The following is a 25,394-nucleotide window of genomic DNA, read 5'->3' as shown; positions in this document are numbered from 1 at the left end:
AGATGGCGCTCGTGAAAGCATCAGGTAACGGGATGGCGTCCGAATTTTCTTCCCGTATACGAACGGTGTGCATGGACGACCCTGGTCGGTATCCGGCCAACGAGCAAGATAGGGGTGTCAGCGCGGGAAATAGGGGTATGCGCGGCCGCCGCCCCCAAGGTAATCCACTGATGTGACCCTTTTTCAGCCACTTGCGCAGGAGTACCGCCGGGCCCGCACCGTACGGTGTGCCGTCCGATGAACCATGGTCAACTCCTGGGGATAAGCGACCTGCACATCGCTTATCCCGAAAATCGGGCGATTGTCGAAGAGCTGCGTCCGGAATCCGATCGGGACTGGCTGCTGGTGGCCGGTGACGTGGGCGAGCTCTTCGCCGACGTCGAATGGGCCCTGGGCGTCCTGCGGTCGCGGTTCGCCAAGGTGATCTGGGCGCCGGGCAACCACGAGCTGTGGACCGTACGGGAGGACCCGGTCCAGGAGCGCGGCGAGCAGCGCTACCGGAAGCTCGTCGACCTGTGCCGCGGCCTGGACGTCCTCACGCCCGAGGACCCCTACGCGGTCTGGGAGGGACCGGAGGGCCCGGTCACGGTCGCCCCGCTGTTCGTGCTGTACGACTACTCCTTCCGCACGCCCACCGCGGCGACCAAGGAGCAGTCCCTGGCCCAGGCGGAGGAGGCCGGGATCGTCTGCACCGACGAGTTCTTCCTGCACCCGGACCCGTACCCGAGCAGGGAGGCGTGGTGCCGGGCCAGGATCGAGGAGTCCGAGCGCCTCCTCGCGGCCCGCGACCCCGACCTCCCCACGGTGCTGGTGAACCACTACCCGCTGGTCCGCAAGCCCACCGAGGTCCTGACGCACCAGGAGTTCGCCCAGTGGTGCGGCACCGAGCGGACGGCGGACTGGCACCTGCGCCACCGGGCCGCAGCCGTGGTGTACGGGCACCTCCACATCCCCCGTACGACCTGGTACGACGGCGTGCGGTTCGAGGAGGTCTCGGTGGGCTACCCGCGCGAGTGGAAGCGCCCGGGGCACCCGCGCACGGTCCCCCGCCGTATCCTTCCGGCGCCGGTGACGGCGGGGGTGGCGACATGACGGGTGGCGGCATGACGGGCGACATGACGGGCGACGGCCTGACGGGCGACATGACGGGCGACGGCCTGACCGGTGGCGGTACGGTCGACGGGGGCGCGGCCCGCGGCCGTACGGGCGGCGAGGGCCCGCAGGCCGCCGCTTCCCCGCTGATCCGGGCGATCCTGCCGCCCTCCGTGACCTGCGCCGAGGCCACCGCGGACGTCGTGGACGTCGTGCTGCCCGCCGAGGAACAGGCCCTGGTCGCCCGCTCGGTCGACAGCCGCCGCGCGGAGTTCACCACCGGGCGCACGTGCGCCCGCAGGGCACTGGCCGACCTCGGCGTGACGGCGGGGCCGATCCTGTCCGACGCGCGCGGCGCCCCCCAGTGGCCGAACGGCACGATCGGCAGCATCACGCACTGCGACGGCTACCGCGCCGCCGTGGCCGCCCGCACCGCCGACGTCGTGACCCTGGGCATCGACGCGGAGGCCAACCAGCCGCTGCCCGAAGGGATCCTCGAAGCCGTCGCCCTCCCCGCGGAGCGGGAGTGGGTGCGCGCGCTGCTGCGCGCCAGGCCCGAAGTCCACTGGGACCGGCTGCTGTTCAGCATGAAGGAGACCGTGTACAAGGCGTGGTACCCGCTCGCCCGGTGCATGCTCGACTTCGACGAGGCCCACCTCGCCGTCGACCCGGACCAACACACCTTCACCGCCCGGCTGTTGCGTCCTGGCCCGGAGGTCTCTGGCCGCCCGGTCACCGGCTTCTCGGGGCGGTGGACGGCGACCGAAGCCCTGGTGCTGTCCGCCATCGCCGTCCCGAACGACTCCCGTTGGTCCCGAACGGCTCCCGTTAGTTAGGGGAAGCGCGGCGGCGGAGTAGGGGTTCTTCACCCCTCCCGCCGCCCCCTACGGTGGCCGCCGACGAGCCCCGCCCGACAGGCCACCGCCCGGCGGAGGCTCGGCCGCCCCAACTGTTCGGCGATCTGCCGCAGCACGCACCCGACTTCGAGGTGATTTGACGTGGAATCCATCGTGAGCGCCGTTGTGTCAGGCGAAGCCACCAGGGAGGACTTCGCCGCCCTGCCCATCCCCGAGTCCTACCGGGCCGTCACGGTCCACAAGCAGGACGTGAACATGTTCGACGGCATGGCGGGCCGGGACAAGGACCCGCGCAAGTCCCTGCACGTCAGACAGGTGCCCGTGCCCGAACTCGGGCCGGGCGAGGCGCTGGTGGCCGTCATGGCCAGCTCGGTGAACTACAACACGGTGTGGAGCTCGATCTTCGAACCGCTGCCGACCTTCGGCTTCCTGGAGCGGTACGGCAGGCGCGACGAGCTGGCCCGCCGCCACGACCTGCCGTACCACGTCATCGGCTCCGACCTGGCGGGCGTCGTCCTGCGCACCGGCCCAGGCGTCAACGCCTGGCAGCCGGGCGACGAGGTCGTCGCGCACTGCCTGAGCGTCGAACTGGAGTCGTCCGAGGGCCACAACGACACGATGCTCGATCCCGAGCAGCGCATCTGGGGCTTCGAGACCAACTTCGGCGGCCTCGCCGAGATCGCCCTGGTCAAGTCCAACCAGCTGATGCCCAAGCCGCGGCACCTGAGCTGGGAGGAGGCCGCGGCCCCCGGCCTGGTGAACTCCACCGCGTACCGCCAGCTGGTCTCGCGCAACGGCGCGGGCCTGAAGCAGGGCGACAACGTGCTGATCTGGGGCGCGAGCGGCGGACTCGGCTCGTACGCGACCCAGCTCGCGCTCGCCGGCGGCGCCACCCCCATCTGCGTCGTCTCCAGCGGGCAGAAGGCGGACGTCTGCCGTGCGATGGGCGCGGAGGCGGTCATCGACCGCAGCGCCGAGGGCTACCGGTTCTGGAAGGACGAGCGGACCCAGGACCCGAAGGAGTGGAAGCGCTTCGGCACGCGCATCCGCGAACTCACCGGCGGCGAGGACGTCGACATCGTCTTCGAGCACCCGGGCCGCGAGACCTTCGGCGCGAGCGTCTACGTCACGCGCAAGGGCGGCACGATCGTCACCTGCGCCTCCACGTCGGGCTTCCGGCACGAGTACGACAACCGCTACCTGTGGATGTCCCTGAAGCGGATCATCGGCTCCCACTTCGCCAACTACCGCGAGTCCTGGGAGGCCAACCGGCTCGTGGCCAAGGGCAGGATCCACCCGACGCTCTCCAAGGTGTACGCGCTGGACGAGACCGGACAGGCGGCGTACGACGTCCACCGCAACCTGCACCAGGGCAAGGTCGGCGTGCTCTGCCTGGCCCCGGAGGAGGGCCTGGGCGTGCGCGACGAGGAGATGCGCGCCCGGCACGTCGACGCGATCAACCGCTTCCGCCCGGCACCGGCACCGGCCCAGGCCCCGGAGCCCACCGCCTGACGCGACGGCGCCCCGCCCGCGCCGTCACGGGGACGGCGCGGACGGGGCGCACGATGCCGGGCCGGTCAGTACCGGGCCGGTCGGTACCGGGCAGGCCGACGCAGGTCAGCGCAGGTCAGGGCAGGCCGACGCAGGTCAGCGCCGGTTCTCGTCTCCGGCCTCCGACTCGGCCTGCGCCTGCTTCGCCTGGACCTCGGGGTCCAGGACCGCACGGCCGGTGCCGTCCACCGAGGTGAGCGGGGCGCGGTCGGCGACCTCGGTGGCGGCCGGGGGCTCCACCAGCCAGTCCGGGTTGGCCTGCCTGTCCCACCACTTCCACGCCGCGAAGGCGCCGCCCGCCAGGAGTCCGGCGAACGCGAGGCCCTTGACGACCCGGCCCCTCCTGGCGCGCCGCTCGTGCCTGCGCACGAGCCTGCTCACCTCCTTGGCCGTGACCTGGCCGCGCAGTGCGGCGAGGGCGGCGGTGGAGCGGGCCGCGGCCTCCTCGGCCACCGGCTGGGCGGCCGCGACCGCGTTCTCCACGCGCGGCGCCGCGTACTGGGCCGCGCGCTGCGCCGCGGCCCTCGTGCGGTGCGCCGCGAGGTGCGCGGCCGCGTCGACCTTCGGCGGGACGTGGCCGCGCGCCCGGTCGACGTGGGGGGCGAGGCGGGCGTCGTAGTGGACGCGGGCCTGGTGGGCGGCGCCGGAGACCTTGGGGGCGAGCCGTACGCGGGCCTCGTGCGCGTAGTGCGCCGCCTGGTCCTTGGCGGTGCCTGCGTAGGGAGCCACCACTTCCGCGGCGTGCAGCACGCTCTCCTTCGCCGAGTCGGTGGCGGCGCGCACGCTGTCGATGCGGGTCACAGGATCCTCCTCCTTGGTGGCGGGGTCTTGATGCGGCGGGGTCTTGATGTCGCCTATCCACCCATTGGGAAATCATGCCTGGCAGTGGCTTCGGCGGCATGCGGTGCGGGCATCCGGGTCATGAGGGCGCGTGCGGTGCGGCGGCCCGACGGCGGTGCGGGATCCGGGCACCCGTACGGGGGTCAGGTGGACGACACTGCCACGGTTCCGGACGGAGCGCGCCGGTTCGGCGGGGAATCGGCCGCTTTTCTCCCCGTGGGCCGGGCGCGTGCGAGGATCGGCAGAGCAAGTCCAGGCATACGGAAGGCAGAACGTGGCCGAGGAGCTTTACGCCATCCTGAAGACCAGCAGCGGCGACATCGCGGTGCGGTTGCTGCCGGACCACGCTCCGCAGACGGTCAGGAACTTCGTCGAGCTCGCCCGCGGGGAGCGGGAGTGGACCCACCCGGCGACCGGCAGGAAGTCCACCGACCCGCTGTACGACGGCACGGTCTTCCACCGCGTGATCGGCGACTTCATGATCCAGGGCGGCGATCCCCTGGGGAACGGCACGGGCGACCCCGGGTACGAGTTCGGCGACGAGGTCCACCCCGAGCTGGCCTTCACCCGCCCGTACCTGATGGCCATGGCCAACGCGGGCCCCGGCACCAACGGCTCGCAGTTCTTCGTCACCGTCTCCCCCACCACCTGGCTCAACGGCAAGCACACGATCTTCGGCGAGGTCGCGGACGGGGCCAGCAGGAAGGTCGTGGACGCCATCGCGGCCAGCGAGACCAACCCGCGCACCAAGCGCCCGGTCAGGGACGTCGTGCTGGAATCGGTCGTGATCGAGAACCGCGAGGTCTGACCGCCCGGTGCCCCGGAAGGGCGCCCGGGTCCCGGGGGACCGGCGCGGGGAACGAAACGCCCTGCCCGTCCGTAGTGGATAGGGCCACAGGACCAGCAGTGGTCAGGGCCACAGGATCAGCGGACGAGAAGGACCGAGGGGACCGAGTACCGATGGAGCAGCCGCCAGGCAACCCGGACCACCAGGCCGTACCGGCGAACCGGACACCGGCCTGCTACCGCCACCCGGACCGCGAGACGCACATCAGCTGCACCCGCTGCGAGCGGCCCATCTGCCCCGAGTGCATGGTGAACGCCTCCGTCGGCTTCCAGTGCCCGGACTGCGTGCGCGAGGGCTCGGGCACCGGCCACGCGCCGGGCGCCAACCGGCCCCGTACGGTCGCGGGCGGCACCGTCGCGGCCGACCAGCGGCTGATCACCAAGATCCTGCTGGGCATCAACGTCGCCGTCTTCCTGGCGGTCTTCGTGCAGTCCAGGCAGGACAGCTCGCAGCTGCTCACCGACCTGGCGCTGCTCGGGGCCTGGCCCCCGGAGCCGTTCCAGCCCGTCGAGGGCGTCGCGGCGGGCGACTGGTACCGGCTGATGACCTCGGTCTTCCTGCACGAGGAGATCTGGCACATCGCCTTCAACATGCTCGGCCTGTGGTGGCTGGGCGGACCGCTGGAGGCGGCCCTGGGCCGTGCCCGCTACCTGGTGCTCTACCTGGTCTCCGGGTTCGCGGGCAGTGCGCTGGCCTACCTCCTCGCGAACCCCAGCGGGTTCACGCTGGGCGCGTCCGGGGCGATCTTCGGACTGTTCGGCGCCACGGCCGTGCTGATGCGGCGCATGAACTACGACATGCGGCCCGTCATCGCGCTGCTGGTGATCAACCTGATCTTCACCTTCGGCGCGAGCGGCATCTCCTGGCAGGCGCACATCGGCGGCCTGGTCGCGGGCGTCGTGGTCGGCGCGGGCATGGTGTACGCGCCGCGCGAGCACCGTGCGCTGGTGCAGTACGGGACGGGGGCGCTGGTCGTCGTCGTGGGCGTCGTGCTCGTCCTGTTGAGGACCGCCGCGCTCACCTGAGGACACCTGAGGACAGTGGATCCCCACAGCCCGGATGACCGGGTGTGACCGCTCTGTGGGAGATCTTGCCCAGAGTTGTCCACAGCGTGTGCCGGATCTTGTGCACCCTGTGGGGAACAACAGTGCCCCCCGCCTCTGACCTGGGGTTTTCCGGTCAGGCGGGGGGCGCTGTCGTATGCTTTGCGGGGTATCAAGACGTCACACCGGCGTCAACATCCGGGAGGTTATCCACAGATCTTCTGACCTTTTCCCCAGTGTGGACAACGCTGTGGATAACTCAGGGTAGAGCTTGCTGCTCCGGCGCTACTTCCACTGCGTGGAGACGCCGAAGCCGGCGGCGATGAAGCCGAAGCCGACCACGATGTTCCAGTTGCCGATGCTGTCCACGGGCAGATCGCCCTCGGTCACGTAGAACACGACGATCCAGGCGAGACCGATCAGGAACAGGGCGAGCATCACGGGTGCCACCCAGCTGCGATTGGTCAGCTTGATCGTGGTCGCCTGCTTCGTTGCGGGCGCCGTGAAATCGGCCTTCTTGCGGATCCGTGACTTCGGCACGAGGGACTCTCCTGTCGATGCGCTGCGTGACCGCGCAGGGAACTGTGGCGTGCGCCGTGGCGGTGAGGTGGGGGAATGTTGCCTCCCCCAGGCGTCCGTTAGCGTAGTGCTTCCGCGGCGCCTAAGGAGATAAGGGTACGTTGAGCAATTCTGCCGACTCCCCCGCAGGGCGGACGCGCCGACCCGACTGGCGGCCCGTCCGGCTCCTCACGGCCGGCGTCTTCGCGCTCGCCGGGCTCATCTTCGTCACCAGTTTCAACACGGCCAAGGGCACCAACATCCGCACGGACGCCTCGCTGCTCAAGCTCTCCGACCTCATCGCGGAGCGCAGCGAGAGCAACAAGGCCCTCGACAAGTCCACGTCGGCCGTGCGCCGCGAGGTCGACGCCCTCGCCCGCCGCGACGACGGCTCCACCAAGGCCGAGGACGAGCGGCTCGCCGGGCTCGAACGCGCGGCGGGCACCCAGAAGGTCAGCGGCGCGGCCGTCTCCGTCACCCTCAACGACGCCCCGCCCGACGCGCGGGCCGCGCCCGGCTACCCGGATCCGCAGGCCAACGACCTGGTCATCCACCAGCAGGACCTCCAGGCCGTGGTGAACGCGCTCTGGCAGGGCGGCGCCAAGGGCATCCGCGTCATGGACCAGCGGCTGATCTCCACCAGCGCGGTCCGCTGCGTGGGCAACACGCTGATCCTCCAGGGCCGCGTCTACTCCCCGCCGTACAAGGTGACCGCCGTCGGCGATCCGGGGGACCTCAAGAAGGCCCTCGGCGACTCGCCCGCGATCAAGAACTACCAGCTGTACGTGAAGGCGTACGGACTCGGCTGGAAAGTCGACGAGGACGAAGCGGTGACTCTGCCGGGCTACTCGGGCACAGTGGATCTCCACTACGCGAAGCCCGTGGAGTAGGCGGAGCGGCTCGGCAGGGCGGGGGGCGGCATGTCGGTCCGTACGGTCGTCAGGGTCTTCAGCGAGCTGTGCCTCACCGTCGGCACCGTGATCGTGCTGTTCGTGGTGTACGTGCTGTTCTGGACGGGCGTACGGGCCGACAGCGCGACGGCCGGGCAGCTCGACCGGCTCAGGGAGCAGTGGGCGAAGAGCGCGCCCGCGTCGAAGGCCCCCGATCCGAAGGCCCCTGATTCGAAGACCCCCGCGACCCCCGCGCCGGAAGAACCGGCGCCCGCCTACCGCGAGGGCGAGCCCTTCGCCGTCATGTACGTCCCGCGCTTCGGCGAGGACTGGGACTGGCCCGTCCTGGAGGGCACCGCGACCGGGACGCTCAAGAAGGGGCTCGGCCACTACCGGGCGACCGCCCGGCTCGGCGAGCACGGCAACTTCTCGGTGGCCGGGCACCGGCGCACCTACGGCGACCCGTTCAAGGACTTCCCGAAGCTGCGCCCCGGCGACCCGGTGTACGTGCGGGACGGGACGACCTGGTTCACCTACCGCATCGTCAACCGGCCCCACCGGACGGTGCCGAGCGACATCGGGGTCGTCGACCCCGTGCCGCGCGGGTCGGGCTTCGACGGGCCGGGCCGCTATCTGACGCTGACCACCTGCGACCCGGAGTGGGGCAGCAGCCACCGGCTGATCGCCTGGGCGCACCTGGACGGGGAGAAGCCGGTGGCCGAGGGGGAGCCGACCGGGTTGCGCCGCTGACCGAGACGGTTTTCCACAGCCGCCCCACGCTTGCGCACCCGCCCCTTACCCTGGGTGCGTACCGAACGGAAAGGGACAGCATGTACGGCTGGATCTGGCGGCATCTGCCGGGGAACGCGCTGGTGCGGGCGTTGATCTCGCTCGTGCTGTTCCTCGCCGTCGTCTATGTGCTGTTTCAGTATGTCTTCCCCTGGGCGGAGCCGCTGCTTCCGTTCAACGATGTGACGGTGGACGGTCAATGAGCGCTCGGATTCTCGTCGTCGACAACTACGACAGCTTCGTCTTCAACCTCGTCCAGTACCTCTACCAGCTCGGTGCCGAGTGCGAGGTCCTGCGCAACGACGAGGTCGAGCTCGCGCACGCGCAGGACGGCTTCGACGGGGTGCTGCTGTCGCCCGGACCCGGGACGCCCGAGCAGGCCGGCGTCTGCGTCGACATGGTGCGGCACTGCGCGAAGACCGGCGTGCCCGTCTTCGGCGTCTGCCTGGGCATGCAGTCGATGCAGGTGGCGTACGGCGGTGTGGTCGGCCGCGCCCCCGAGCTGCTGCACGGCAAGACCTCGCCCGTGACCCACGAGGGCGTCGGGGTCTTCGCGGGCCTGCCCTCGCCGTTCACGGCCACGCGCTACCACTCGCTGGCCGCCGAGCCCGACACGATCCCGGACGAGCTGGAGGTCACGGCGCGCACCGAGGACGGCATCGTGATGGGCCTGCGCCACCGCGACCTGCCGGTCGAGGGCGTGCAGTTCCACCCGGAGTCGGTGCTCACCGAGCACGGCCACCGGATGCTCGCCAACTGGCTGGAGCAGTGCGGGGACCACGGAGCCGTCGCCCGGTCGGCCGGGCTCGCGCCCGTGGTGGGCAAGGCGACCGCGTGACCGCACCCCGCCCCGAGCCCGAGGGGCCCCAGGGCCCCTCGTTCGAGGCGGGGGCGGAGGCGGGGCGGCCCGCGGACCCGCTCGGCGACCCGCTGCCTGGGCAGCACCCGTCGCCGTGGTTCAGGGCGGGACCGGTGCGGCAGGAGCCAGCGCCGGAAGAGGACGAGTGGTACGACCCCGAGGGCTACCGGCGCGACTGGTACGGGGAGCGCCAGGAGCAGGCCCCCGCGCCCCGGCAGGCCCCGGCGCCCCAGTCGGCCCCCGCGCCCCCGATGGCCCCGGCGGCCCCGCAGGGCCCCGCGCCCGTGCTCGACGACGCGACCATCGGGCTGCGCACCGCCGACGTCCGGCGAATAGCCGCGCGGGGGCCCTCAACGGAGACGGTGGCGAGCGCCGCCCCCGACACCGGCCCCGGACCCGGCCCCGGATCCGGCGGCGGCCCCGACGGCGCCGCGCCCCGCCGCCCCACCCGCGCCGAGCTGCGCCGCGCCGCCCGCGCCCGCAAGGACGGCCCCGCCGTCGTCGCCAGCCGCGCGCTGGGCGAGGTGTTCATCACGCTCGGCGTCCTGATGCTGCTCTTCGTCGCGTACCAGCTCTGGTGGACGAACGTCAGGGCCGGTCAGATGGCGGGCAAGGAGAAGGACCGGATCGAGCAGCGCTGGTCCAAGGGCGAGCGCGCCCCCGGCACCTTCGAACCGGGCCAGGGCTTCGCCATCATGCACATCCCCGAGCTCGACGTGGTCGTCCCGGTCGCCGAGGGCATCAGCAAGACGAAGGTGCTGGACCGGGGCATGGTCGGGCACTACGCGCAGGGGAAGCTGAAGACCGCGATGCCCGGCGACAAGCAGGGCAACTTCGCGGTGGCCGGCCACCGCAACACCCACGGCGAGCCCTTCAGGTACGTCAACCGGCTCAAGCCGGGCGACAAGATCGTCGTCGAGACGCAGGACGCCTACTACACGTACGCCATGGCGAGCATCCTGCCCCAGACGTCGCCGTCGAACGTCGCCGTCATCGATCCGGTGCCGCGCGGATCCGGGTTCGAAAAGCCCGGCAGGTACATCACCCTGACGACCTGTACCCCTGAATTCACGAGTACCTATCGAATGATCGTGTGGGGCAAGATGGTCGAGGAACGGCCTCGGAGCAAGGGCAAGCCCGACGCGCTCCTCTGAACACCATCACGACAGGGACGATGCGGTGGCAGCGACGACCGAGCACGACGAGCGGAGCGAGGCCGACGCCCCGCCGCCCGCCCCCCGACGGCGCCAGCACCCCCTCGCGACGGCGGTCAGCGTCTTCGGCGAGCTGCTGATCACGGCGGGCGTGGTCCTCGGCCTCTTCGTCGCGTACTCCCTGTGGTGGACGAACGTCCTCGCCGACCGCGAGGCGGACAAGCAGGGCGACAAGGTCCGCGAGGGGTGGGAGGCGAGCGGCCCCGGCGCGCTCGAACTGGGCGACGCCATCGGCTTCCTGCACGTGCCCGCCATGAAGAACGGCGAGGTGCTGGTCAAGAAGGGCACCGGGAGCAAGGCCCTCAACAACGGCATCGCCGGGTACTACACCGAGCCGATCAAGTCCGCGCTCCCCTGGGACAAGCAGGGCAACTTCACGCTGGCCGCGCACCGCGACGGGCACGGCGCGAAGTTCCACAACATCGACAAGCTGAGGAACGGCGACCCGATCGTCTTCGAGACGAAGGACTTCTGGTACGTCTACAAGGTCTACGACAAGCTCCCCGAGACCTCGAAGTACAACGTGGACGTCCTCCAGCCGGTCCCCAAGGAGTCGGGGCGGACCAAGCCGGGCCGCTACATCACGCTGACCACGTGCACGCCCGTCTACACCTCCAAGTACCGCTACATCGTCTGGGGCGAGCTGGTGCGCACGGAGAAGGTCGACAAGGACCGCACGAAGCCCGTGGAGCTGGGCTAGCCGCCGTACCGCCCGCGCACCGCCCGGTAACCGCACGGGAAGAGCCCCGGAGCCCTGTGAAGGGGCTCCGGGGCTCTTCCCGTGCGCGCTGGGCCCGTAGGGGCCCCAGGGGGCCTTCACGGCCCTCGACCGAAGGACCTCGAAGGAACTCAGAGGACCTCAGCGGACCTCAGTCGAAGAAGCCGCCGCCCCCGCCGTCCTGGCCGCGGCTGTCGTCGCCGCCCTGGCCGCCGTTGTCGCCCCCGCCGATCTTGAAGGTGGTCAGCGTGATCTGCTGGTCCAGGGCCGCCTGGGTGCCCGCCTGCGGGTTGGAGAAGACCACCCGGGCGTCGTCGTCCCCCGGCATGCCGGGCGCGACCTGCACGTTGGTGAAGCCCTGCTCCTGGAGGATGCGCCTGGCGTCCTTCAGGGACTGGTTCCGCACGTCGGGGACGGCCTTCTGCTCCGGCTGCGCGGGCCCCTTGGAGACTTCGAGGGTCACCGTGGAGTTCTTGTCCGCCTTCTGGTTCTGCCCCGGGTTCTGCCGGACGACCTCGCCCGCGGGCTTCTCGGAATCGACGTCGACCCGGTTGACCGTGAAGCCCACGTTCTCCAGCTGCGCCTTGGCCTGGTCGTACTGCTTGCCGACGACGTCCGCGACGTTCTGCTGGCCCTTCTTGGCGATCTTGAGGGTGATCGTGGCGCCCTTCTCGGCCTCGCTGCCGCCCTCCGGGTCCTGCGAGACGACGGTGCCGGGCTCCTGGTCGGAGGACTCGACGGACTCCGTCCGCACCTTGAACTCCTCGTCCTCAAGGAGCTTCTTGGCGTTGTCCTCGGACTTCTCGGTGACGTCCGGAACCTTGATCTTGGGCGCCCCGGCGGAGACGACGACGGTGATCGTGTCGTCCTTGGCCATCTCGGTGCCGCTGGCGGGCGTCTGGCTGCAGATCTTGGTCGCGGGCTGGTCCTCGCAGGGCTCGGTCTTGCCCTTCTGGATCTTCACCCCGGCCATCTCGGCGCGTTTCTGCGCGTCCTCGAAGGACGCGCCGACCAGCTGCGGGGCCTTGACCTTGCCGTCGTCGGGGCCACCGCCGCCGCCGAAGACCACCTTGCCGATCAGGATCGCCCCGACCAGCACCAGCACGCCCGCGACGACCAGCAGGATCGTCGAGGCGTTGGACTTCTTCTGGCGGCGCCTGTCGGGCCGCTCGTCGTAGCCGTAGCCGCCGTCGTCCGGGCCGACCGGCGGCAGCATCGAGGTCTGGCCCGCCGGGTCGGCCTGGCGCAGCGCCGTGGTCGGCTGCTCGTCGGGGTAGCCGCCGGCGCCGTAGCCGACGGCGCCGAGCGCGGCGGTGGCGGCGACCGGCTGCCCCTCCAGGCACGCCTCGATGTCGGCCCGCATCTCGTCGGCCGACTGGTAGCGGTAGTCCGGGTCCTTGACCAGGGCCTTCAGCACGATCGCGTCCATCTCGGGCGTGATCTCGGGGTCGAAGTTCGACGGCGGCTGGGGCTCTTCCCGTACGTGCTGGTACGCGACGGCGACCGGCGAGTCGCCGAGGAAGGGGGGCCGGACGGTCAGCAGCTCGTAGAGCAGGCAGCCCGTCGAGTACAGGTCGGACCGCGCGTCGACCTGCTCGCCCTTGGCCTGCTCGGGCGAGAGGTACTGGGCGGTGCCGATGACGGCCGAGGTCTGCGTCATCGTCATGCCCGCATCACCCATGGCGCGCGCGATGCCGAAGTCCATGACCTTGACCTGGCCGGTGCGCGTCAGCATGACGTTGGCCGGCTTGATGTCGCGGTGGACGATGCCCGCGCGGTGCGAGTACTCCAGCGCCTGGAGGATGCCGACGGTCATCTCCAGGGTGCGCTCGGGCAGCAGCTTGCGGCCCGAGTGCAGCAGTTCCCTGAGGGTGGAGCCGTCGACGTACTCCATGACGATGTACGGGATCGAGACCCCGTCCACGTAGTCCTCGCCGGTGTCGTAGACGGCGACGATCGCGGGGTGGTTGAGCGAGGCGGCCGACTGGGCCTCCCGGCGGAACCGGGCCTGGAAGGACGGGTCACGGGCGAGGTCCGCCCGCAGCGTCTTCACGGCGACGGTGCGGCCGAGCCGGGTGTCGTGGGCGAGGTAGACCTCGGCCATGCCACCACGGCCGAGCACCGAGCCCAGCTCGTACCGGCCGCCGAGGCGACGCGGCTCTTCCATAGCTAATCCAGCCCTCTCCGTCTGTCACGACCGCACCTCATGTGTGGTCCGGCGGTGTGCTGTTCGCGCATACGGTACCGGGCCCGGGAAGCCGATCAGTCCGAGACCACCCTTACTTCTTGCTGTCCAGGACCGCCTCCATCACGTCCTTGGCGATGGGCGCGGCGAGCCGGCCGCCCGCGATGTCGTCGCGCGTCGTGTCGGAACCCTCGATGACCACGGCGACCGCGACGGGCGAACCCTTGTCGGTCTTCGCGTACGAGATGAACCAGGCGTACGGGTTCTCGCTGTTGTTCACGCCGTGCTGGGCGGTGCCGGTCTTGCCGCCGACCGTCACGCCGTCCCGGTCGATCTGCGCCCTCTTGCCGGTGCCGTCCTCGACGACGGCCTCCATCATTTCCTGGAGCTTCTGCGCGTTGTCCCCGGAGACCGCCTCGCCGAACTCCTCCGGCTTGTGGTTGGAGATCACGTCGAGGTTGGGCGCGGTGCGCTTCTCGACCATGTACGGCTTCATCAGCTTGCCGTCGTTGGCGATCGCCGCGGCGACCATGGCCATCTGGAGCGGGGTGGTGCGGTTGGAGGCCTGACCGATGCCCCCCATCGCGTTCTGCGGCCTGTCGGCCTCGGGGTACACGCTGGCGTCGGCGCGGACGGGGGTGAAGTGCTCCTTGTTGAAGCCGAACCGATCCGCCTGCTTGATCATCTTCTCGTTGCCGAGGTCGTCGCTGATCTTGCCGAACACGGTGTTGCAGGAGACCTGGAGCGCCAGCTTCAGCGAGGCGTCCTTGCAGGGGATGTCGCCCTCGTTGTTGAGGTCCTTGGTCGACAGCGGCAGCCGCCAGGGCAGCGGCGAATCGGTCTTCTCGTTGATGTCCTTGTAGAGGCCGTCCTCCAGCGCGGCGGCGGCCGTGACGACCTTGAAGGTCGAGCCGGGCGGGTACGTCTCGCGCAGCGCCCGGTTCAGCATCGGCTTGTTCTTGTCGTTCAGCAGGACCTGGCGGTTCTTCTCGTCGGTCTTGGAGTTGCCCGCGAAGACCGAGGGGTCGTACGAGGGGGTGCTCGCCAGGGCCAGGATCGCGCCGGTCTTCGGGTCGAGGGCGACGACCGCGCCGCGCTTCTTGCCGAGCCCGTCGAAGGCCTTCTGCTGGGCCTTGGCGTTCAGCGTGAGGACGACGTTGCCGCCCTTCTTCTCCTCGCCCGTGAACATCGCCATGGTGCGGTCGAAGAACAGCTGGTCGCTGTTGCCGGTGAGGATGCCGTCCTCGATGTTCTCGATCTGCGAGCTGTCGAACGCCTGCGAGGAGTAGCCGGTGACCGGCGCCCACATGGGGCCGTTCTTCCAGACGCGCTTGTACTTGAAGTCGCTGCCCGAGGTCTCGACCGAACCGGTGATCGCCTTGTTGTCGACGATGATGTCGCCGCGCTTGTGGGCGTACCGCTCGATCTGGACGCGGCGGTTCTCCTTGCGGGAGTTCAGCTCGTCCGCGCGCACGTACTGGAGGTAGTTGGTGCGGACGAGCAGCGCGAGCATGAGCAGCCCGCAGAAGATGGCGATCCGGCGCAGCGGCTTGTTCACGGTCGGACCACCTGGGTCATCTCGGCGTCGGGGGAAGGGGCGGGCGCGGGCGCGGGCCTTCTCGCGGTGTCGCTGATGCGGATCAGGATGCCGATCAGCGCCCAGTTGGCGATCACGGACGAACCGCCCTGCGCGATGAACGGCATGGTCATGCCGGTCAGCGGGATGAGGCCCATGACGCCGCCGGCGACGACGAACACCTGGATGGCGAAGGCGCCGGACAGGCCGATCGCCAGCAGCTTGCCGAACGGGTCGCGGGCGGCGAGCGCGGTGCGCACGCCCCGCTCCACGATCAGCGCGTAGAGCAGCAGCATCGCCATCATCCCGGCGAGGCCGAGCTCCTCGCCGACCGTGGCGAGGATGAAGTCGGAGTTGGCGGCGAAGCCGATCAGGTCGGAGTGGCCCTGGCCGAGGCCGGTGCCGAGGGTGCCGCCCGAGCCGAACGCCATCAGGGACTTGGCGACCTGCTCGCTGGCCGCGATCTTGCCGTAGCCGGCGAACGGGTCGAGCCAGGCGTCGACGCGCTGCTGGACGTGCGGCTCGAAGGTGGCGACGCCGATCGCGCCCGCCGCGGACATCAGGAGGCCGAAGACGATCCAGCTGGTGCGCTCGGTCGCGACGTACAGCATCACGACGAACATGCCGAAGAACAGCAGCGAGGTGCCGAGGTCGGTCTCGAAGACCAGGATGAGGATCGACATCGCCCAGACGACGAGGATCGGGCCCAGGTCGCGGCCGCGCGGCAGGTACAGGCCCATGAAGCGGCGGCTGGCCAGCGCGAGCGCGTCGCGCTTGACCATCAGGTAGCCGGAGAAGAAGACCGCGATGACGATCTTCGCGAACTCACCGGGCTGGATGGTGCCGACGCCGGGGATCTTGATCCAGATCTTGGCGCCGTTGACGGCGGGGAAGAACATCGGCAGGACCAGCAGGAACAGCGCCACCACCATGGAGATGTAGGTGTAGCGCTGGAGGATGCGGTGGTCCTTGAGCAGGATCAGCGTGCCGACGAAGAGCGCGACGCCCACCGCCGAGAACATCAGCTGCTTGGAGGCCGCGGGCGCGAACGTCTTCAGCGCCTGGAACTTCTCCGACTGGTCGAGCCGCCAGATCAGCGCCAGGCCGATGCCGTTGAGGAGCGTGGCCAGCGGCAGCAGCAGCGGGTCGGCGTACTTGGCGAACTTGCGCACCACGAGGTGGCTCACGCCCGCGAGCATCGCGAGGCCCAGTCCGTAGCCGAGCATGCCCGCGGGCAGTTCGCCGTTGAGGGCGAGGCCCACATTGGCGTACGCGAAGACCGCGATGGCCACCGCGAACACGAGCAGCATCAGCTCGGTGTTGCGTCGGCTCGGCGCGTCGATCGCGCCGATCGTGGTCGTGTTGGTGACAACGCTCATGGTGCTGGAGGCCCCCTACGGCTGCTTGCTGCCCACCGCACCGCCGGCCATCTGCTGTTCCGCGTCGTCGGCGGAGGTGGTGGAGCTCGGTGTGGGCGTCGGGTTCTTGGACGTGCCGGGGGCGGGAGTGCCGCCGGAGCCGCCCGCTTCGCCCTCTCCGGTCTTCGGGGTCTTGGCGTTCTTGTCGGCCGCCTCGCGCTGCTTGTTCTGCTTGCAGTCGGCGGCGAGCAGCTCGATCTTCTGCTGGGCCTTCTTCAGGCTGCCCTCGTGGATGGTGCCGCGGACTTCGCCCGCCTGGAGGTCCGAGAGGCACGTGAGTTCGATCTCGGGGTGGTCCTGCTCGACCTCGGAGAGCGAGAACCACGCCAGGTCCTGGTCGAGGCCGCGGTACAGCGCCACGTGCTCGCCCTTGGCGCCGATGTAGTACTGGGTCTGCGTCCAGCGGTAGCCGCCGTACAGACCGCCGCCCACGACCGCGAGGGCGAGCACGGTCCACAGCGATCTCCTGAGCCACTTGCGGCCCCCGCCGGGCTTCACGAAGTCGTCGTCGGCGTACGCGCCGTAGGAGCCGTCGGGCGCCCCGCCGCCGTACCCGGCGTCGTCACCGCTGCCGGGAGGGCCGAACGAACCGCCCGCCGACGGGCCCTGCGGCGGCACGGGGCGGCCGAGGCCCGCCGCGCGTCCCGCCGGGGTCTGCATGGCGCCGCCGTCGTTCAGCTGGATCTGGTTCTCGGCGACCGCGCCGACGACGACCGGGGTGTCGGTCAGCTGACCGGCCAGGGTGTCGTTGGAGTCGGTGTCGAGGACGTCCGCGACGATGCAGGTGATGTTGTCGGGGCCGCCGCCGCGCAGCGCGAGCTGGATCAGGTCCTGGATGGTCTCCTGCGGGCCCTGGTAGCTGGCGAGCGTCTCCTCCATCGTCTGGTGGGAGACGACGCCGGACAGGCCGTCGGAGCAGATGAGGTAGCGGTCGCCCGCGCGGACCTCGCGGATCGACAGGTCGGGCTCCACGTGGTCGCCGCTGCCGAGCGCGCGCATCAGCAGCGAGCGCTGCGGGTGCGTGGTGGCCTCTTCCTCGGTGATGCGGCCCTCGTCGACGAGCCGCTGCACCCAGGTGTGGTCCTGGGTGATCTGGGTGAGGACGCCGTCGCGCAGCAGGTAGGCGCGGGAGTCGCCGACGTGGACGAGGCCGAGGCGCTGACCGGTCCAGAGCAGGGCGGTGAGCGTGGTGCCCATGCCCTCCAGCTGGGGGTCCTCCTCGACCATCATGCGGAGCTGGTCGTTGGCGCGCTGGACGGCCGTACCGAGCGAGGTGAGGATGTCCGAGCCGGGGATGTCGTCGTCGAGCGTGACGAGGGTGGAGATCACCTCGGAGCTCGCGACCTCGCCCGCGGCCTGGCCGCCCATGCCGTCGGCGATGGCGAGGAGGCGTGGCCCGGCGTAGCCGGAGTCCTCGTTGCCCTCCCGGATCATGCCCTTGTGCGAACCGGCGGCGAAGCGCAGCGAAAGACTCATGCGCACCTCACCCGCCGCGCCCGGGTACAACCGGTCTTGAGCCACACTGCCCACCCTCCGGTCGGGAGTCCGCCGCGGCCCGCTTCGAAGGCCGCCGCGGCTCGCTCGCTCCGCTCGCGCGCTGTCATTGTCCTACTACTTCCGCAGCTCGATGACGGTCTTGCCGATGCGGATCGGCGCGCCCAGCGGGATCGGCTGAGGAGAAGTGAGCCGGGTCCGGTCGAGGTACGTGCCGTTGGTGGATCCGAGGTCCTCGACGATCCACTGGCCGTCGCGGTCCGGGTAGATCCTGGCATGCCTGCTGGACGCGTAGTCGTCGTCCAGCACGATCGTGGAGTCGTGTGCCCGGCCGAGCGTGATGGTCTGCCCCTGGAGCGCGACCGTGGTGCCCGTGAGGGTGCCCTCGGAGACCACCAGCTTGGTGGGGGCGCCCCGGCGCTGGCGGCCCGACGGCTGCTGGCGCTGCGGCGGTGGGGCCGCGGCGGGCTGGCGGCCCGTCGGCTGGCGCGCGTCGGGAGCGTTGCGGCGTGAGCCGCGCTGCGTGACGCGCGTACCGAACAGGTCGCTGCGGATGACCTGGACGGCCACGATGACGAACAGCCACAGAACAGCCAGGAAACCCAGCCTCATGACCGTCAGGGTCAGCTCTGACATTGCCCCCGCTTCACCCTTCGGCTTGCCGGTAAACGATGGTGGTGCTGCCCACGACGATCCGCGAGCCGTCGCGGAGCGTAGCGCGGGTGGTGTGCTGCCCGTCCACCACGATGCCGTTGGTGGACCCGAGATCCTGGATCGTCGAGGGCGTTCCGGTCCGGATCTCACAGTGCCGGCGCGATACGCCGGGGTCGTCGATCCGCACGTCGGCGTCGGTGCTGCGACCCAGCACCAGCGTCGGGCGGGAGATCTGGTGGCGGGTGCCGTTGATCTCGATCCAGCGCCGTACCTGCGCGCCCGGCAGCGGGCCGGGCGCCGCGGGGCGCCGGTCTCCGGGGGCCTGCCCCGGACGTGCTCCCGCGCCGGGCGGCGCCGGGGGCATGGGGGGAGCGGCCGGGTGGCTCTGCCCACCCGCACCGGGACCGCCCCCGGGGGCGCCCGACGGCCGGGCGGGCACGGGCCCGGGGCCAGCGCCCTGCTGCTGTGACGAACTCGACGCGAGGGTGCGGCTGCGGACGCGGTAGAGGCCCGTGTCCAGGTCCTCCGCCTTCTCCAGGTGGACCTTGATGGGGCCCATGAAGGTGTAGCGCTGCTGCTTGGCGTAGTCGCGGACGAGTCCGGACAGCTCGTCGCCGAGCTGCCCCGAGTACGGGCTCAGCCGTTCGTAGTCGGGCGTGCTCAGTTCGACGATGAAGTCGTTGGGTACGACGGTCCGCTCGCGGTTCCAGATCGTCGCGTTGTTGTCGCACTCGCGCTGGAGGGCGCCGGCGATCTCGACGGGCTGGACCTCGGACTTGAAGACCTTGGCGAAGGTGCCGTTGACCAGGCCTTCGAGACGCTGCTCGAAACGCTTCAGGACTCCCATGGGGCACCTCCTCCGTCGTAGCTCTGCTGGTACTGCTTACTGATCGTATCCACGCGTCGGGAAATCGGCTGGTTCCCCTTCTCTGCCCGGTGGACGAGTGTCACCTCTCACACGGATCGTAGAGGCGGCCCCGTGACAGTGTCCCGCACCCGGGGTCCACTCAGGAGGAGTGGGTGCGCGCCCCCGGGGTTCCCGTCGGCCCCCCTCCGCCGAGCCGCTGGTCGACAGTCCGGTGCCCGGCGGAGCGGCCCCGAAACAACGGATGTGAATCCACCCTGTCCAGCGTGCTAATCTTCCAGACGTCGCCAGGGGAACGGGCCGCAAGGCAAGGAACCCGAGCAACACCACTCATGCGCGAGTGGCGGAACGGCAGACGCGCTGGCTTCAGGTGCCAGTGTCCTTCGGGACGTGGGGGTTCAAATCCCCCCTCGCGCACTTCGACGGAACGGTCGACATCGGATTCACGATGTCGGCCGTTCCGCTTTTCCCGTAAAACTTTCCCCGTAGAACACCGGCACGGGCGGACCGGCAGCGGTCCGCCCGTGTTCCTTCCGGGCTCAGCCCGCCCGTCGCGCGACGAGATCGGCGAACCGCTCCACGCCCCGGTCGATCCGCTCCCCGGTGACCAGACTGAACGAGAGCCTGATCTGGCACAGGGCCGCGGGGTCGGTGCTGAAGTGCCGCATCGGGGTCCACAGCACGCCGTGGTCGCGCGCCGAGGTCTCCAGCAGCTTCTCGTCGGCCTCGAAGGGCACCGTGACGACCAGGAAGAACCCCCCGCGCGGCACGTTCCAGCTCACGCCGGAGCCGCCCTCCGGGGGGAAGTGGCGGGCCAGGCGGTCGAGCAGCCGTTCGAGGTTCTCCCGGTAGAGCGCGATCTCCCGCTCGTTCGCCCGGCGCAGGTCGCAGCCGTACGTCAGCAGTTTGCCCGCGATCACGGCCTGGGCGATGGGCGAGGTGTTCACGGTCAGCATGCTCTTGATCTTCGACAGCTGATCGGCGAGCAGGCCCGTGCCGCCGTCGGCGCCGGTCACGGGCTGGTCGGCGACCGCGTACCCGATGCGGGCACCGGGCAGACCGGTCTTCGCGAACGAGCCGAGGTGGACGACCCGGTGCTTCGTGTCGAGTGACTTCAGGGTCGGCAGGCGTTCCCCGTCGGCACTGAAGTATCCGTAGGGGTTGTCCTCCAGGAGCAGCAGGTCCAGCCGGTCGGCGAGGTCGAGCAGCGCGTGGCGGGTGTCCACGTCCAGGCTCACCCCCGACGGATTGGAGAAGTCCGGCACGAGGTACAGCGCCCGCGGGCGCAGCCCCCGTGCGCGGGCCCCGGCGACGACGTCCGCCACGCTTTCGAGGTCCACCCCGCGGTCCCCGCCCGCGACCTCCAGGACCGGCAGGTCCAGGAGCCGGGCGGCGCCCGTGAACCCGACGTACTGGGGGGACACCGCGAGCACGACGTCCCGCTCGTCCCGGCGCAGCGCCCGCAGCACCAGGAACATCGCCTCCTGGCAGCCGGAGGTGACCACCACGGAATCCGGGTCGACGGTGATGCCCTCGGTCAGTTCCAGGTGCCGGGCGATCAGCTCGTGGATGATCCCCTTGGTGCGCCCGTACTGGAAGAGGACGCGGCGGACCTGCTCCTCGTCGTACCCCTTCTCCTCCCTCAGGTACTGCTCGAACCGGCGCAGGTAGTCGTGGACGAGGTCGGTCTCGAAGAACCCCTCGTAGGGGCGGCCAGGGGCGAACGAGACGGCGTCCGGATAGCGCTGCGCGATCTCGTTGAGGAAGTTCATCGAGCTCAGCGACGCGTCTTCGAGCGAGCCGTGGAGGGCCGATGTGTGCAGCAGGACGTCCTGCTGCGGTGCGGCCCCGTTGTCGGACGTCACGGCGGTGTCCCCCATTCCCCGGTCAGGCCAGTGCGGTGAGCACGCGGTCCAGGGCGGCGATGCCGTGGTCCAGCTCTTCGCGCGTCACGGTCAGCCCCGGGCGGAACTGGACGCTGGTGGGCCCGGAGCCCGGGACGAGCACCCGCTCGTCCTCGCGCAGCCGCGCGAGGACGGTGTCGCGCATGTCCGTGGTCGGCAGCGAGAGCGCGCAGAACAGGCCGCGGCCGCGCACGTCGCTGATGACGGCGTGGCGCTGGGCGAGGGCGGCCAGCCCCTGCTGCAGGTGCTCGCCGAGCTCGGCGGAGCGCTCGATGAGCCCCTCGGACTCGATGACCTCCAGGATGCGGCGGGAGCGCACCATGTCGGTCAGGTTCCCGCCCCAGGTCGAGCACAGCCGCGACGAGACGTTGAAGACGTTCTCGCCGACCTCGTCGATGCGGCCGCCGGCCATGATGCCGCAGACCTGCACCTTCTTGCCGAAGGCGACGATGTCGGGCTGGACGCCCAGTTGCTGGTAGGCCCAGGCGGTGCCGGTCATGGCGACGCCGGTCTGCACCTCGTCCATGACGAACAGCGCGTCGAACTCGCGGCACAGCGCCTGGATCGCCTGGAGGAACTCCGGGCGGAAGTGGTTGTCCCCGCCGGCGCCCTGGATCGGCTCGGCGACGAAGCACGCGATGTCGTGCGGGTTCGACTCGAACGCGTGGCGCGCGGCCGCCAGGGCCCGCTCCTCGGCGGCGACGACGTCGTCGTTCCCGTTGATGGACGGGGACGGGATGCGCGGCCAGTCGAACTTCGGGAACCGGGCGACGTTGTTCTTGTCGCAGGTGTTGGTGAGGCTCAGCGTGTAACCGGAACGGCCGTGGAACGCGTTCTCCAGGTGCAGGACCTTCGTGCCCAGGGCGGGGTCGATGCCGTGCGCCTCGTTCCAGCGGCTCTTCCAGTCGAAGGACACCTTGAGGGCGTTCTCCACGGCGAGCGTTCCGCCGTCGACGAAGAACAGGTGCGGCAGTGCGGGGTCGCCGAGCACGCGGACGAACGTGTCGACGAAACGCGCCATGGGAACGGAGTAGATGTCCGTGTTACTGGGCTTGTTGACGGCGACGCGGCCCAGTTCCCCGACGAACGCCTCGTCGCCCGCCAGTGCCGGATGGTTCATGCCCAGCGCCTGGGAGGCGAAGAAGCTGAAGAAATCCAAGTAGGAAGCTCCGGTACGGCCGTCCACCAGCCAGGAGCCGTGCGAGGCATCCAGGTCAAGCACCAGCTCGTAGCCATCGGCAAGCATGTGCCTGGCTATGGTTTCACGGACCTGGCCGGCGGAGATGTCGCTCGAAGTCACAACAGGTGTCGTCATGGCCGAACTGTACAAGAATCCTTACGAGTTACCACTGTTGTCAGTGGTCTCCCGAAGTGGCTGCGCGGATGAATCCGGCGAGCCGATCCAGGCCCTCCTCAATGGTCTCCGGATGCATCTGGCTGAATGCCAACCGAATCTCATTGGTACCGCCACCGTCCGTGTAGAAGGCGGACATCGGGGTCCATAGGACACCGTGCGTACGGGCCGACTCCTCAACTGACGCGGCATCCACGTGAAATGGCACGCTCAAGGTGACGAAGAAGCCGCCGGAGGGCGAATTCCACGAAACGCCTGGCACATTGGACAACCGTATCCGGAGTCCGTCAAGCACCAGCCCCAGATTGCGCTGATAGATAGCGTTCTGTCGTTCGTTCGCGGTGAACAGACTGCTGCCGTTGGCCAGTAGGGCGCCGCCCACCAGGGCTTGTGTCACGGGTGAGGTATTGACGGTCAACATGCTTTTGATGACGCCGAGTTGATCGGCCAGGAGCGTGGTGCGGGCGGCGTCGTCCGCCGCGCCCACGAGCTGGTCGGCGAGCACGTAGCCGACCCTGGCGCCCGGCCACACCGTCTTGGCGAACGAGCCGATGCGGATCACCCGGCGCCGCTCGTCCAGCGCCTTCAGCGAGGGCAGCCGGTCCCCGGGGCCCGCGAAGACGCTGTACGCGTTGTCTTCGAGCAGGAGCAGGTCCTCGGCCTCGGCGATCTCCAGCAGCCGGTGCCTGGTGGCCGTGTCGAGGCTGATGCCGGTGGGGTTCGCGGCGTCCGGAATGACGTACAGGGCGCGCGGGCGCAGGCCGTCGCGGCGCGTCTGTTCGATCCTGAACCGCAGGTCGGCGAGGTCGATGCCGGTGGATCCGCTGCGCACGGGCACGACGGGGCAGCCGACCAGCCGGGCGGCGCCCGCCAGGCCCGCGTACGTCGGCGACACGCTGAGCACCGCGTCCCGCGGCCCGGCGCACAGCGCGCGCAGCACCAGGAACATGCCCTCCTGGGCGCCGACGGTGACCACGACGGACTCGGCCGGGACCCGGACCCCCTCGTCGACCTCCAGCTGCCGGGCGACGAGTTCGTGGATGATTCCGTTGGTGCGGCCGTACTGGAGCAGCGTGCTGCGCACCTCCGCATCGGACATCCCGTGGTGCGCGCGCAGGTAGTTGGTGAAGATCTCGACATAGCGGGTGATGTCCGCCGTGTCGAAATGATCCTCGGTGGGCCGTCCCGCGGCAAAGGAAATACTTTCCGGGAAACGACTCGAAACCTCGTTGAGAAACTTCAGGGACGACATCATCGGATCCGTCAACGAGCCGTGCAGAGAAGCCAATTCAAGATCGAGCACTCGGTTCTTCGCGTCCGGTACGGGACCACTCGACGCGGCACTGCGCCCTTCGGCGCTGATTTCACCCAACATCGGGGCAGGATAGCCCCACCCTTCGGATCGCCCGTTTGCCGGGCTCACGGCGAGCGGTAGCAAAGAGTCCGCCAACTGGCCTTTGTGGCTTCGAAGACAGCTGACTTCCAAGATCCGATGGGCTATGTTCTGAACCTGATCTTGGCGGGCGCCCCTTGCGAGGCCAGGGTGCACCCGCGGCAGCTCGCGCGCTTGCTCTGCCCGGGGCGTCCAGAGGCGTAGGTGAGGAGCCTGATGACCAACAGCTTCGATCTCGACTGCATAGAAATGTACGTCGAAACCCTGGACGTGACGCAGGGCGTCTGGTGCGAGCAGTACGGCTTCCAGCAGGTGGCCGAGGGCGGGTCGGCGGAGGCGGGATTCCGGTCCGCCGTCCTGCGCCGCGGCGGAATGACCCTGGTGCTCACCGAGGCCGCTTCCCCCGACCACCCGGCCGCCGGCTACGTGAAGGCCCACGGCGGCGACGGGGTCGTCGACATCGCCCTGCGCACCCCCGACGTCCGGCAGGCCTACGAGAGCGTCGTCGCCGCGGGCGGAACCGGCCTCGTCGAGCCCTGGGAGCCGGAGCAGGAGGGCATCGCCTGCGTCGCGAAGGTCTCCGGCTTCGGCGACGTCGTGCACACCCTGGTGCAGCGCGAGGGGACGGCCGCCCCGATACCCGCCGGCCACCGGCCGACCGCGCCCGCCGCGGCACCGGCCGCCGGGGACTTCGAGGTCTTCGCGGCCGACCACTTCGCCGTCATCGTCGCCGAGGGCGGGCTCGACGAGACGGTCGAGTACTACGGGCGGGCCTTCGGGTTCGCCGAGATATTCGCCGAGCGCATCGTCGTCGGCGCCCAGGCCATGCTCTCCAAGGTCGTGCAGAGCCCCTCGGGCACCGTGACGTTCACGATCATCGCGCCCGATCCGGACGCCGCGAACGGCCAGATCAACGACTTCCTCGCCGGCCACGGCGGGCCCGGCGTGCAGCACGTGGCCCTGGCGGTCGACGACATCGTCCGCGCGGTCACCACGCTCGCCGGGAACGACGTCGAGTTCCTGTCCACGCCCGACGCGTACTACACGCGGCTGCCCGAGCGGGTCGCCCCGCCCCGGCACACCGTCCCGCGCCTGCGCGAACTGAACGTCCTCGTCGACGAGGACCACGGCGGGCAGCTCTTCCAGATCTTCACCCGCTCTATCCACCCCAGGCGCACGCTGTTCTTCGAGGTCATCGAACGGCAGGGCGCCAGGACCTTCGGCAGCTCCAACATCAAGGCCCTGTACGAGGCGGTCGAGGGGGAACGCGTTGCCTCGCCCTGAGACGACACC

General features: G+C 70.1%; 23 protein-coding genes and 1 tRNA gene. 13 read left to right on the top strand and 11 right to left on the bottom strand.

Annotation, left to right across the window (positions count from 1 at the left end):
• The first annotated feature begins 237 nt into the window (after positions 1–237).
• From ACIBNE_RS13960 to ccrA, 3 genes are all read left to right on the top strand, one after another.
• Positions 238–1,092 carry a metallophosphoesterase family protein gene (locus ACIBNE_RS13960; RefSeq protein WP_399271538.1) on the top strand — a complete coding sequence of 285 codons (855 nt, stop codon included), beginning with the start codon at positions 238–240 and terminating at the stop codon, positions 1,090–1,092.
• A complete protein-coding gene (locus ACIBNE_RS13955; RefSeq protein ID WP_399271539.1) occupies positions 1,089–1,928 on the top strand; it encodes a 4'-phosphopantetheinyl transferase in 840 nt (279 codons plus the stop codon). Before ACIBNE_RS13960 ends, ACIBNE_RS13955 begins: the two co-directional genes overlap by 4 nt.
• 171 nt (positions 1,929–2,099) lie before the next feature.
• Positions 2,100–3,461: a crotonyl-CoA carboxylase/reductase gene (gene ccrA / locus ACIBNE_RS13950; protein ID WP_399271665.1), complete on the top strand. Its 1,362-nt coding sequence runs from the start codon at positions 2,100–2,102 to the stop codon at positions 3,459–3,461.
• Between the two features lie 135 nt (positions 3,462–3,596).
• Here ccrA and ACIBNE_RS13945 read toward each other — a convergent pair whose 3' ends face one another.
• Positions 3,597–4,301, bottom strand: a complete 705-nt coding sequence (locus ACIBNE_RS13945; RefSeq protein WP_399271540.1) for a DUF5324 family protein — start codon at positions 4,299–4,301, stop codon at positions 3,597–3,599.
• A gap of 313 nt (positions 4,302–4,614) precedes the next feature.
• On the opposite strand from ACIBNE_RS13945, the gene ACIBNE_RS13940 reads away from it, so the two are divergent.
• On the top strand, positions 4,615–5,148 hold the full coding sequence (locus ACIBNE_RS13940) for a peptidylprolyl isomerase (protein WP_399271541.1): 534 nt from the start codon (positions 4,615–4,617) through the stop codon (positions 5,146–5,148).
• Between the two features lie 152 nt (positions 5,149–5,300).
• Positions 5,301–6,212, top strand: coding sequence for a rhomboid family intramembrane serine protease (locus ACIBNE_RS13935; protein ID WP_399271542.1), 912 nt, complete (start codon positions 5,301–5,303; stop codon positions 6,210–6,212).
• A gap of 303 nt (positions 6,213–6,515) precedes the next feature.
• On the opposite strand, the gene crgA is transcribed toward ACIBNE_RS13935, so the two are convergent.
• On the bottom strand, positions 6,516–6,770 hold the full coding sequence (gene crgA / locus ACIBNE_RS13930; RefSeq protein WP_399271543.1) for a cell division protein CrgA: 255 nt from the start codon (positions 6,768–6,770) through the stop codon (positions 6,516–6,518).
• A gap of 140 nt (positions 6,771–6,910) precedes the next feature.
• Between crgA and ACIBNE_RS13925 the strand changes: the two genes are divergently transcribed.
• The 6 genes from ACIBNE_RS13925 (at position 6,911) to ACIBNE_RS13900 (ending at position 11,240) form a co-directional block, all read left to right on the top strand.
• The gene (locus ACIBNE_RS13925) at positions 6,911–7,678 is read left to right on the top strand and encodes a DUF881 domain-containing protein (protein ID WP_399271544.1); all 768 of its coding nucleotides are present in this window, start codon (positions 6,911–6,913) and stop codon (positions 7,676–7,678) included.
• Between the two features lie 30 nt (positions 7,679–7,708).
• Positions 7,709–8,428, top strand: coding sequence for a class E sortase (locus tag ACIBNE_RS13920; RefSeq protein WP_399271545.1), 720 nt, complete (start codon positions 7,709–7,711; stop codon positions 8,426–8,428).
• An 80-nt stretch (positions 8,429–8,508) separates the two neighbouring features.
• On the top strand, positions 8,509–8,670 hold the full coding sequence (locus tag ACIBNE_RS13915; RefSeq protein ID WP_399271546.1) for a hypothetical protein: 162 nt from the start codon (positions 8,509–8,511) through the stop codon (positions 8,668–8,670).
• Positions 8,667–9,305, top strand: coding sequence for an aminodeoxychorismate/anthranilate synthase component II (locus ACIBNE_RS13910; RefSeq protein WP_399271547.1), 639 nt, complete (start codon positions 8,667–8,669; stop codon positions 9,303–9,305). Before ACIBNE_RS13915 ends, ACIBNE_RS13910 begins: the two co-directional genes overlap by 4 nt.
• Positions 9,302–10,480 carry a class E sortase gene (locus ACIBNE_RS13905; RefSeq protein ID WP_399271548.1) on the top strand — a complete coding sequence of 393 codons (1,179 nt, stop codon included), beginning with the start codon at positions 9,302–9,304 and terminating at the stop codon, positions 10,478–10,480. The genes ACIBNE_RS13910 and ACIBNE_RS13905 overlap by 4 nt, the downstream gene beginning before the upstream one ends.
• Before the next feature lie 25 nt (positions 10,481–10,505).
• Positions 10,506–11,240, top strand: a complete 735-nt coding sequence (locus ACIBNE_RS13900) for a class E sortase (protein ID WP_399271549.1) — start codon at positions 10,506–10,508, stop codon at positions 11,238–11,240.
• A 169-nt stretch (positions 11,241–11,409) separates the two neighbouring features.
• Here ACIBNE_RS13900 and pknB read toward each other — a convergent pair whose 3' ends face one another.
• The 6 genes from pknB to ACIBNE_RS13870 form a co-directional block, all read right to left on the bottom strand.
• Positions 11,410–13,425, bottom strand: coding sequence for a Stk1 family PASTA domain-containing Ser/Thr kinase (pknB, locus tag ACIBNE_RS13895; RefSeq protein ID WP_399271550.1), 2,016 nt, complete (start codon positions 13,423–13,425; stop codon positions 11,410–11,412).
• Between the two features lie 112 nt (positions 13,426–13,537).
• Positions 13,538–15,001, bottom strand: coding sequence for a peptidoglycan D,D-transpeptidase FtsI family protein (locus tag ACIBNE_RS13890; RefSeq protein ID WP_399271551.1), 1,464 nt, complete (start codon positions 14,999–15,001; stop codon positions 13,538–13,540).
• Positions 14,998–16,398, bottom strand: coding sequence for an FtsW/RodA/SpoVE family cell cycle protein (locus ACIBNE_RS13885; protein WP_399271552.1), 1,401 nt, complete (start codon positions 16,396–16,398; stop codon positions 14,998–15,000). The genes ACIBNE_RS13890 and ACIBNE_RS13885 overlap by 4 nt, the downstream gene beginning before the upstream one ends.
• Before the next feature lie 15 nt (positions 16,399–16,413).
• Positions 16,414–17,913, bottom strand: coding sequence for a PP2C family protein-serine/threonine phosphatase (locus ACIBNE_RS13880; RefSeq protein WP_399271553.1), 1,500 nt, complete (start codon positions 17,911–17,913; stop codon positions 16,414–16,416).
• 135 nt (positions 17,914–18,048) lie between these two features.
• Positions 18,049–18,567, bottom strand: coding sequence for an FHA domain-containing protein (locus tag ACIBNE_RS13875; RefSeq protein WP_399271554.1), 519 nt, complete (start codon positions 18,565–18,567; stop codon positions 18,049–18,051).
• A gap of 10 nt (positions 18,568–18,577) precedes the next feature.
• On the bottom strand, positions 18,578–19,432 hold the full coding sequence (locus ACIBNE_RS13870) for an FhaA domain-containing protein (RefSeq protein WP_399271555.1): 855 nt from the start codon (positions 19,430–19,432) through the stop codon (positions 18,578–18,580).
• 352 nt (positions 19,433–19,784) lie between these two features.
• Between ACIBNE_RS13870 and ACIBNE_RS13865 the strand changes: the two genes are divergently transcribed.
• Positions 19,785–19,867, top strand: a tRNA-Leu gene (locus ACIBNE_RS13865).
• Between the two features lie 122 nt (positions 19,868–19,989).
• Here ACIBNE_RS13865 and ACIBNE_RS13860 read toward each other — a convergent pair.
• Genes ACIBNE_RS13860 through ACIBNE_RS13850 form a run of 3 tightly spaced genes read right to left on the bottom strand, consistent with a single transcriptional unit; the run spans position 19,990 to position 24,083 of the window.
• Positions 19,990–21,315 carry a PLP-dependent aminotransferase family protein gene (locus tag ACIBNE_RS13860; protein ID WP_399271556.1) on the bottom strand — a complete coding sequence of 442 codons (1,326 nt, stop codon included), beginning with the start codon at positions 21,313–21,315 and terminating at the stop codon, positions 19,990–19,992.
• Between the two features lie 22 nt (positions 21,316–21,337).
• Complete coding sequence (gene lat, locus ACIBNE_RS13855; RefSeq protein ID WP_399271557.1) at positions 21,338–22,669, bottom strand: L-lysine 6-transaminase; 1,332 nt, start codon at positions 22,667–22,669, stop codon at positions 21,338–21,340.
• 40 nt (positions 22,670–22,709) lie between these two features.
• Entirely contained in the window at positions 22,710–24,083 is a 1,374-nt protein-coding gene (locus ACIBNE_RS13850) for a PLP-dependent aminotransferase family protein (protein ID WP_399271558.1), read from the bottom strand.
• Between the two features lie 234 nt (positions 24,084–24,317).
• Here ACIBNE_RS13850 and hppD point away from each other — a divergent pair, with 234 nt between their 5' ends.
• On the top strand, positions 24,318–25,385 hold the full coding sequence (gene hppD / locus ACIBNE_RS13845) for a 4-hydroxyphenylpyruvate dioxygenase (protein WP_399271559.1): 1,068 nt from the start codon (positions 24,318–24,320) through the stop codon (positions 25,383–25,385).
• Positions 25,386–25,394: the final 9 nt, after the last annotated feature.

Source organism: Streptomyces sp. NPDC050504, assembly GCF_044458065.1.
GTDB lineage: Bacteria > Actinomycetota > Actinomycetes > Streptomycetales > Streptomycetaceae > Streptomyces.
Note: the sequence above shows the minus strand (reverse complement) of the source record. Positions and strands in the feature narration are given on the sequence as shown.

What these genes read in the sequence shown, in the direction of transcription:
- ACIBNE_RS13960 (WP_399271538.1), top strand. Translation starts at nt 238, where the DNA reads ATGAACCATGGTCAACTCCTGGGGATAAGCGACCTGCACATCGCTTAT.
- ACIBNE_RS13955 (WP_399271539.1), top strand. Translation starts at nt 1,089, where the DNA reads ATGACGGGTGGCGGCATGACGGGCGACATGACGGGCGACGGCCTGACG.
- ACIBNE_RS13935 (WP_399271542.1), top strand. Translation starts at nt 5,301, where the DNA reads ATGGAGCAGCCGCCAGGCAACCCGGACCACCAGGCCGTACCGGCGAAC.
- ACIBNE_RS13920 (WP_399271545.1), top strand. Translation starts at nt 7,709, where the DNA reads ATGTCGGTCCGTACGGTCGTCAGGGTCTTCAGCGAGCTGTGCCTCACC.
- ACIBNE_RS13915 (WP_399271546.1), top strand. Translation starts at nt 8,509, where the DNA reads ATGTACGGCTGGATCTGGCGGCATCTGCCGGGGAACGCGCTGGTGCGG.
- ACIBNE_RS13910 (WP_399271547.1), top strand. Translation starts at nt 8,667, where the DNA reads ATGAGCGCTCGGATTCTCGTCGTCGACAACTACGACAGCTTCGTCTTC.
- pknB (WP_399271550.1), bottom strand. Translation starts at nt 13,425, where the DNA reads ATGGAAGAGCCGCGTCGCCTCGGCGGCCGGTACGAGCTGGGCTCGGTG.
- ACIBNE_RS13885 (WP_399271552.1), bottom strand. Translation starts at nt 16,398, where the DNA reads ATGAGCGTTGTCACCAACACGACCACGATCGGCGCGATCGACGCGCCG.
- ACIBNE_RS13880 (WP_399271553.1), bottom strand. Translation starts at nt 17,913, where the DNA reads ATGAGTCTTTCGCTGCGCTTCGCCGCCGGTTCGCACAAGGGCATGATC.
- ACIBNE_RS13875 (WP_399271554.1), bottom strand. Translation starts at nt 18,567, where the DNA reads ATGTCAGAGCTGACCCTGACGGTCATGAGGCTGGGTTTCCTGGCTGTT.
- ACIBNE_RS13870 (WP_399271555.1), bottom strand. Translation starts at nt 19,432, where the DNA reads ATGGGAGTCCTGAAGCGTTTCGAGCAGCGTCTCGAAGGCCTGGTCAAC.
- lat (WP_399271557.1), bottom strand. Translation starts at nt 22,669, where the DNA reads ATGACGACACCTGTTGTGACTTCGAGCGACATCTCCGCCGGCCAGGTC.
- ACIBNE_RS13850 (WP_399271558.1), bottom strand. Translation starts at nt 24,083, where the DNA reads ATGTTGGGTGAAATCAGCGCCGAAGGGCGCAGTGCCGCGTCGAGTGGT.
- hppD (WP_399271559.1), top strand. Translation starts at nt 24,318, where the DNA reads ATGACCAACAGCTTCGATCTCGACTGCATAGAAATGTACGTCGAAACC.